The sequence below is a fragment of the Acidobacteriota bacterium genome, assembly GCA_028874215.1.
In the GTDB taxonomy this organism is placed as follows: Bacteria; Acidobacteriota; UBA6911; order RPQK01; family JAJDTT01; genus JAJDTT01.
The window spans coordinates 20,450-28,212 of record JAPPLF010000089.1 but is presented as its reverse complement, the minus strand read 5'-3'; the positions used below and the strand labels follow the sequence as shown (position 1 = coordinate 28,212).

General features: G+C 61.7%; 8 protein-coding genes. 5 read left to right on the top strand and 3 right to left on the bottom strand.

The window, feature by feature from the left end; genetic code table 11:
• Positions 1-39: 39 nt before the first annotated feature.
• Positions 40-663: a hypothetical protein gene (locus OXT71_17785; protein MDE2928244.1), complete on the bottom strand. Its 624-nt coding sequence runs from the start codon at positions 661-663 to the stop codon at positions 40-42.
• A gap of 188 nt (positions 664-851) precedes the next feature.
• Complete coding sequence (locus OXT71_17780; protein ID MDE2928243.1) at positions 852-1,733, bottom strand: DUF4268 domain-containing protein; 882 nt, start codon at positions 1,731-1,733, stop codon at positions 852-854.
• A 752-nt stretch (positions 1,734-2,485) separates the two neighbouring features.
• Between OXT71_17780 and OXT71_17775 the strand changes: the two genes are divergently transcribed.
• Genes OXT71_17775 through OXT71_17755 form a run of 5 tightly spaced genes read left to right on the top strand, consistent with a single transcriptional unit; the run spans position 2,486 to position 6,090 of the window.
• Entirely contained in the window at positions 2,486-3,325 is an 840-nt protein-coding gene (locus tag OXT71_17775) for a cyclase family protein (protein MDE2928242.1), read from the top strand.
• A 52-nt stretch (positions 3,326-3,377) separates the two neighbouring features.
• Positions 3,378-3,761 (top strand): RidA family protein, encoded by a 384-nt coding sequence (locus OXT71_17770; GenBank protein ID MDE2928241.1) that lies wholly within the window; start codon positions 3,378-3,380, stop codon positions 3,759-3,761.
• A gap of 58 nt (positions 3,762-3,819) precedes the next feature.
• A complete protein-coding gene (locus tag OXT71_17765) occupies positions 3,820-4,059 on the top strand; it encodes a ribbon-helix-helix domain-containing protein (protein ID MDE2928240.1) in 240 nt (79 codons plus the stop codon).
• Positions 4,056-4,475 carry a PIN domain-containing protein gene (locus OXT71_17760; protein MDE2928239.1) on the top strand — a complete coding sequence of 140 codons (420 nt, stop codon included), beginning with the start codon at positions 4,056-4,058 and terminating at the stop codon, positions 4,473-4,475. Before OXT71_17765 ends, OXT71_17760 begins: the two co-directional genes overlap by 4 nt.
• A 49-nt stretch (positions 4,476-4,524) precedes the next feature.
• Complete coding sequence (locus OXT71_17755) at positions 4,525-6,090, top strand: sodium/solute symporter (GenBank protein ID MDE2928238.1); 1,566 nt, start codon at positions 4,525-4,527, stop codon at positions 6,088-6,090.
• A gap of 18 nt (positions 6,091-6,108) precedes the next feature.
• Here the strand turns inward: OXT71_17755 and OXT71_17750 are convergent, their stop codons facing one another.
• Positions 6,109-7,737 carry a hypothetical protein gene (locus OXT71_17750; GenBank protein MDE2928237.1) on the bottom strand — a complete coding sequence of 543 codons (1,629 nt, stop codon included), beginning with the start codon at positions 7,735-7,737 and terminating at the stop codon, positions 6,109-6,111.
• Positions 7,738-7,763: the final 26 nt, after the last annotated feature.

Below are 7,763 nucleotides of genomic sequence, written 5' to 3'. Positions count from 1 at the left end.
GATGGAAGAATTATCGTGCAGAACGCTGACTCGACTTAATCAGACCTTCCCTAAGAGTCCACCATTGTCGAAACGGTCGAAATTGCTGCCGCTGCCGTGGTCCTGGACAACCACCAGATACGGCGGCGGTGTGCCGTCTTCCTGGCAGTACAATGCGTCGTAGCTGGCAAAACCGTCACCGCCGATGAAAAGGATCGCAAGGCGACACGGCCCATGGTCCTCGCCACAGTCGTCCTTTCGCTCCAATACAACAAACAATCCGAACGCCGCCGCGAAGTCGCTCACGAACAGACGCGAGTTCGAGACTTCTTGCTCCGAAACGTGGGGCCTCCACCCGCCCGGCCGCAGAGCATCCTCCGTTATTCGTTGCCGAAAGAGGGTCTTATATCCGCGAAAGCCCTTCTTCCGGTCTCCAAGGCATTCGACAATCTTCTCCCGTTCGACTCCCTGGTCGACGAAAAGAAAGGTGTGTGCAGCGTGGGACAGCGCGCAGAGCTTCACCGGGTGACCGTCACAGCCGCTCCCCAGGTAGTAGACAGTGCGGGAGGCAAAGAAAGTCTTGCGGTCGAACGTCGGCGGGCTGTCGCTGGCCAGCCACTCGGGGAACTGCTCCTGGTCGCGACTCAGGATATCGACGATGGTTGGCCCGGCATTCTCTTGCATGTTAAGGGATAGAAGACACTAGCCGTCGCGTTTTGGCAAGAAGAATCGATGGCCTAAGGGCAAGCGTGAGCGAACTGGTTGCCGCGCCCGTCCTGGGCCTCCACATAGACCGCTTCAAATCGAATTTTCGATCCCAGTGTCGCACCCACATTCGCCCTCACGACACGTCGCGACGCCGCGAAGGGCAATTACTGCCTTTTGAGGCGCGGCTTGAGTGCCGATTCGAGCTTCGCCATAGCCTCAGCTAACTCTTCGTACACGGCTTCCCAGACGTCTTCGTCCCGGTACCCGCCGGTGGAGTAAGTCCTTTGAATTCGGCATGCTCGTCGTCCTTCCTTTGTGTCCCAATCTAAGGGCAGGCCGAAGACGCCTTCGATCTCCTCCCGCTTGAGGTCAAGTGCCTCGAAAATGCGCTGGTTCTCGCCACCGTCCCCGGTGTCGATGTACAACTCGACGCGAGCGTCACGCTGTCGGACGACGTAGTTGAAGCCAACTCCTGCAATCCCTGCTCCCGCCCCGACCCAACCATGTTTGCTGGGTCTGATGTTCGCGTGCAGCTGAGTTCTTGACTTCGCGTGCTCCAGCAATCCTTCGAAGAAACGGTAGCGCAGCCGTTCTCGTTCAGCCAATTCCTTCTTTGTCCGGCCGGCCTTACGGGTTTCATCGCTCGGTCCTACGATCTGCGTTAGGAGCGGCGCGGGTTCAGAATCCCCGATCCGAATGGCTTCGAGCTTGAGCAGGTAGAAATCCGCAGAAGCACTCTCATTCAACCAAGCGATCACTCCCACATGCTCAGGACGAGGATCCGCGACGATCCAAACTGCCTTTCGGGCCTGGATTCCCACCAAGTACGTGAGAAGCTTTCCAAGGTGGTCGTGATCGCTTTTCTCCAACTGGTTCTCGATAACAACTGCGCGACCATCCTCGTCTTCGGCAATAAGGTCGACGCTGAAAGAGCCAGCAGCCTGTTCCCGCTCGATACCGCTGAGTCGAAGACCCGTAGCTTCGGCGAGGACATCGACGTTCTCCTCCAACCAAGTCGTAAAGTCGAGAGCCTCGTGACTCCACACCTCGCGCAATCCTACGCGTTGAATGCGCCCAATCATTGATCCTCACTCGCTCCGCTTGAAACCCGGTTCAGTTATGCACTGATCTTATTTTGCCAATGGCCATCATAATCCCTTTTGGTCTTCACGGCACGGTACCCGCCGGCGAGAAATTCACCCCGTCTTCCGCCAGTGACCGGGGTTGGCTGCGCGGCAAACTGCCACACCAGAAAAATCTCGCCGTTTCTCTCGGGGGGCTTGGATCAACCCCGAGCCGAACTGGATACCGCCGGCCACCGCCGCGTCTTCGCCCAGTAGGACTTGAACGCCGATGTCGATTCTCTGAAGCCGTGGTACGATTCGCCCCACGGTGAAAAACCCGGATCGAAAAAGGAGGAGATGCATGGGCATCTATAAGGTGGAAGTTCGCCGGGAAAGAAGACGATACGTCTTCAGCAAGTACTGGCCAAACGGACCTGATCTCCTCCGAATGTACGCCCCCAATTCCCGGAGCGCGCAAGCTCTTAAAACATTGGAGTCCAGGCTCGATACTCGTCCATGGAGTCCATGGACCTCCAGTACGGTCGAATGGAATCCCGTTTAGAACGTGGGATGCAATGAGGAAACCAGTTCTGGAGAATAGATCATAACTATATTATTAAACGATTACGTAAAGGGGACGGCCCCCTGTACACTTTCCCCATCCATCTAGGAAAGGAAAGACGGGGCGATTGGAAATCGCCCCTCCTGGCGCGAACCGTTTATGATGTGGGTCAATGCAATCTACGCGAAATGTGCTCTCGCTGGCGGCCGGGCTCGCGTTCTCCGTCCAGCTCGGCTCGTGCGGGACTGCGCCACCTGAACAGACGCAGCAGCCTCCCACAGCGGAGTCCGTCGCCGGCTGGCGGATGGTCGACCTCAGCCACGTCTACGGCGGCGACACGCTCTACTGGCCCACCGACACCACCGGCTTCCGGCTTGAGACGCTTGCCCAGGGACAGACGCCCGGCGCATACTTCTACGCCGCCAAGAAGTTCGCCACCGCGGAGCATGGCGGAACGCACCTCGATGCGCCCTTCCACTTCGACGAGGGAGGCACCACGGCAGAATCGATTCCCCTGAAGCGGCTCATCCTCCCGGGGATCGTCATTGACGTCAGCAACGCGGCGGCGGCCGATCCGGACTATCTGGTCACGCCGGCAGACGTCATGGGGTGGGAGGAGAACCACGGCCGCGTACCGGCGGGGTCGGCAGTACTGATCCGGACCGGTTGGGCCGCCCGCTGGCCTGATGCCCTCGCCTACCTCGGCGACGACACACCCGGCGAGACCGGAGATCTGCACTTCCCCGGGATCGGTGAAGCGGCGGCGCGCCTGCTGGTGGAAGAACGCGCCGTCGGGCTCCTGGGCATCGACACCGCCAGCGTGGACTACGGTCAGTCCACCGACTTCATCGTCCACCAGATCGGCGCCGCGGCCAATGTGCCCAACCTGGAGAACGTCGCCGACCTGTCGGCATTGCCAGCCACCGGGTTCCTGCTCGCGGCGCTGCCGATGAAGATCGAAGGCGGCACCGGCGCCCCGGTGCGGATCGTCGCGCTGATCCCGCCGCGTTGAATTTCCGAGAGATGCGAGACTAGACATTTTTTCCTTGCAAAGGAGGACGAACATGAACGCAGGACGCTTGAATCCCACGTCGCTGCCGACGCCGGCAGCCGCTTATTCCCAGGTGGTCCGGAAAGGGACGCTCATAACCACGGCGGGACAGATCGCCTTCGACGCCGACAGCAATCTGGTGGGCGAAGGCGATATCGAGGCCCAGACACGGCAGACACTCGAGAACCTGAAAACGGCCCTTGAGGCCGCTGGCGCCTCGTTGGACGACGTGATCAAGGTCACCGTCTTTTTGAGCGACATGGTCTATTACCAAGGCATGAACGCCGTCTTCAACGAGTATTTCGAGGGGCGCCCTCCCGCACGTTCCACCGTCCAGTCGGGCCTGGTCCTCCCTTCCCTGCTGGTGGAGATCGAAGCCATCGCCGTGGTGGATTGACGTCCGCCATCGGCCAAGGTATTACTAACTGGATATTCTAGTATTACTCCAGGATACGATGAACACCGTCTCGTTGAAGATGCCCGACCCGCTCGCCGCTGCGATTACCGAGACGGCGCGGCAAAAGGGCGTCAGCAAGTCGGCGCTGATCCGCGAGGCTCTAACCGAATATCTGGGAAGGTTGGAGACCGAACAACCCGGGTCGGCTCTGTCGCGGGTGGCCGACCTGTTGGGCATCCTTAGCGGGCCTGAGGACCTGTCGGTGAACAAGGATTACTTGGAAGGATTCGGCAGGTGAGAAACAAAGTCATCCTGGATACGGGACCACTGGTGGCGTTGTTGAACCGGCGCGACCGGCACCATCAGTGGGCGAAGGACCACTGGGCTGAGATCGCCCCGCCGCTGCTCACCTGCGAATCCGTCCTGGCGGAAGCCTGCATTCTGGCCCAACCCTTCTCGGGAGGACAGACGGCCGTGCTGGAAATGGTCAGGCGAAGCGTCTTGGACCTGTCCTTCCGCCTTGCCGAAGAGTCCTCCGCCGTCGTCCGGTTGCTGAAGAAGTACCAGGACGTGCCCATGTCCCTGGCGGACGGATGCCTGGTCCGGATGGCCGAACAGCATCCGGAGAGTGTCGTCTTCACTCTCGACAGCGGCTTCAAGATCTACCGAAAATGTCGGCGTCAACAAATTCCCACTTTGTCTCCAACCATTTGAGTCCATTTCTCTCTACTGAAATCGAGGGGATCCCCGGCGGTATTGCGCCATGAACCTGTTCGAGAGCAGCGGCGGGCTGGCGCCCATCGACTGGATCATCATCGTTCTCTACGCGGCGGGCACCATCCTCTTGGGGAGCTACTACACCCGCCGGCAGACCAACCTGGAAGAGTACTTTACCGGAGGCGGGCGCATGAACCCCAAGCTGATCGGGGTGTCGCTCATGGCCACCTCGCTCAGCACCATCGCCTATCTGGCCATTCCCGGCGAGGCCATCGCCAACGGGCCGGTGGGTCTGGCCAACCAGCTTGCGCAACCCTTCATGTTCCTGGTGGTCGGTTTCGTCCTCATTCCCTATTTCATGCGCACACGGGTCATCAGCGCCTACGAATTGCTGGAGGCCCGCCTGGGTCTGGGAGTCCGGATGCTGGGCGCCGCCATGTTTCTCGTCTTCCGGCTGGTCTGGATGTCGCTACTGGTCTTTCTGGGCGCCAACGCACTGGCCATCATGATGGGCCTGGACGAATCCTGGATTCCGTGGATCACCCTGATCACGGGAATGGTGGCCGTCACCTACACCTCCCTGGGCGGGCTCCGGGCCGTTGTCATCACCGACAGTTTCCAGACCGTCTTCATGTTGGGAGGCGCCATCCTGGTGATCGGACTGGTGAGCCATCGGTTGGATGGCTTCGGCTGGTTTCCCACCTCCTGGCAACCCCACTGGGACGAGCAACCCCTGTTCAGCTTCGACCCTTCCGTCCGGATGAGCATCCTGGGCACGGCCTTCTCCACCTTCGTCCTGGCGACCTGCGGCCTGGGGGGCGACCAGACCAAGATCCAGAGACTGATGGCCACCGTCGACGCCCGCGCCGCCCGGCAGGCCTACCTGGTCAACCAGATCGTCGGCGTGACTATCGTTCTGGTCCTCTGGATTGTGGGATTCGCCCTGATGGGGCTGGTCCGGAGCCAGCCCGAAATGCTGCCCGCCGGAATGGACATCGTCCGCAATGGTGACAGTCTGTTTCCCTACTTCATCGCCCACCTGTTGCCGCCCGGGATCTCGGGCCTGGTGGCGGCCGCCATGCTGGCCGCCGCCATGTCCAGCATCGATTCCGGAGTCAACTCCATCACCGCCGTCGTCAACCGTGACTTCCTGGACCGCTTCGGGTGGTTCCCGTCCGATCCCCGGACGCAGGCGCGCTGGGCCAAGATCCTGGCCTTCGTCATCGGCGCCGTCATCGTGGGGGGGAGTTCGTACATGGGCGCCGTCCCCGGGAACATCTATGCGGTGGCCAAGAAGACCTCCGGGTTGTTGATGACACCCATGTTCGGGCTCTTCTTCTTCGCCTTCTTCGTGCCCTTCGCCCGCCCCGCAGGCGTGGCTGCGGGCGCCGTCGCGGGTATCACCACGGCGGTCCTCCTGGCCTACTCGGGGCCCATCTTCGGCATGCACCCGGTGACGGGCGAGGACCCGGTGAGCTTCATCTGGATCGCCCCGGGAGCCCTGGCCGTGAACCTGGCCGTGGGCCTCTCCGTCAGCTACGTTCTGCACGTTCGGCGGAATCGGATCCCACGCCTTCCGGACGACGGCTCCGGCCGGAACGGTGAGAATTGAACCCGCCGCGGAGGCGGCTCAGCTCCCCAGTCGGAAGGAATAGAGCTTGGTGTTCCGGAACAGGAACCGGATCTTGACCTTGCGGTCTTTCAACGAGCTCAGATCCGATTGACCACCCCAGCTCATGGCGTGAGCCAGGGCGTCGCTTCGGAGCGGATCGCAGCGGTCGGCCTCGAACCCGGGCAGGGGCGAGCCGTTTTCGTCCAACAGCTCGACCCGGACTTCTCCCTGGCCACCGGGATGTTGCTTCCAGCGGGATCCCTCGCGCCTCCAGACGGAAGGGTCGGAGGCGTCGGCGTTGACCACCAGACGCCCGCCCCGGCACCAGAGGGTCCGCGTCATGACCTCTCCCGGATCGGCGCCGGCGTCCAGGGAGACGAATCCGTCGCGGCGGGCCACCGCCAGTCCGCCCGCGCCGCCGTGCAACGTCCAGGGTTGAGGCATTACTCCGTACCACCAGGCGGCCCCCCGACTTGGATATTCGGACAACGCCTCCTCGGTCCCGGCCGGCAGCGCGTGCGGCCGGTGGGCCAGGACCGACAGGTCTCCCGGCGTCAGCGAATGGGCCTCGTCCTGCCCCTGGTAGTAGACCCGGATCTCCTCCTCCAGAACCACCGGCGGACTGTAGACGTAGGCGGCGTGGGAATCGAACCGGTCCGGCATGCCATAGGTGATAATTGGATGCCGGTTCCCGACCCGCTTCCAATCGATCCCGTCCCGGCTGAAGGCCAATTGGACGTCCACCATGAGGGAGTTGGCGTGATAGACGCTCAGGAACGCGAAATAGACGCCCCGATCCTTGAAGACGGAGGCCGTGTAGAACTGAGTGTCGAGTGGATCCTGCTCATCCGGAACCAGGACGACCTGGTTCTGGGGCAGATTCCACTTCAGGAAGTCGGGACTGGTGGACCGCCCGATGGTCCGGATGGAGACGTTGCCCATGGCCGCGACGGGAGGTGACGGCAACGGCCGCAGGAACCCCACATACTGCTGGACCCGGTCGTCCCAGATCACCAGTCCCATGCCGATCTTCCCGTCGATGACGGGGTTCCCCTCGTAGGGGGTCCAATGGAGTCCGTCGGGCGAGAAGGCCACTCCCATGTCGCGCGACTGGTCTCCGATGCCGATGAGCGCCTTGTAACGCCTTTGGGGGTCGGGTTCACGCCGATCGTAGAGGGAGGGACGATAGGGGACGGCGTTGTTCTTGCGTCCGTGACCGGGCAGGTCGATCAGGCCCAGGTCCGGCTTCTCCCACACGATTCCGTCCTTGGAGACGGCATAGGCCCGGCCGGCGTGGGACCGCTCGACTCGCAGGTACTTCTCACCCGGCTTCTGGTCCCGATCGATGTAGACGTACCACATCTTGTAGAGGCGGTCTTTCTCGTCGAAGACCACGAAGTTGGGATTCGTATACTGTCCCTCCCAGGGCCGGTCCGGTCTCAAGATGGGATTGGCGGGATGCTTTTCGAGGGGATTCAGGCGCCGGGTCACCTGGCGCATCGCCTGCACCACGTGGTCGTCCACGAAGAGCTGGAACTGGCCGGCAACCTCCAGCACTTGCTCCGGCGGCGCCCCTCCTCCGCACGCCCCCAAAAGCGCAACGAGGATAATCCAGACAGTCCACTTCCCTTCCCGAGGCAATCTCACGGCATCTCCTTTAATTTTCAACCCGC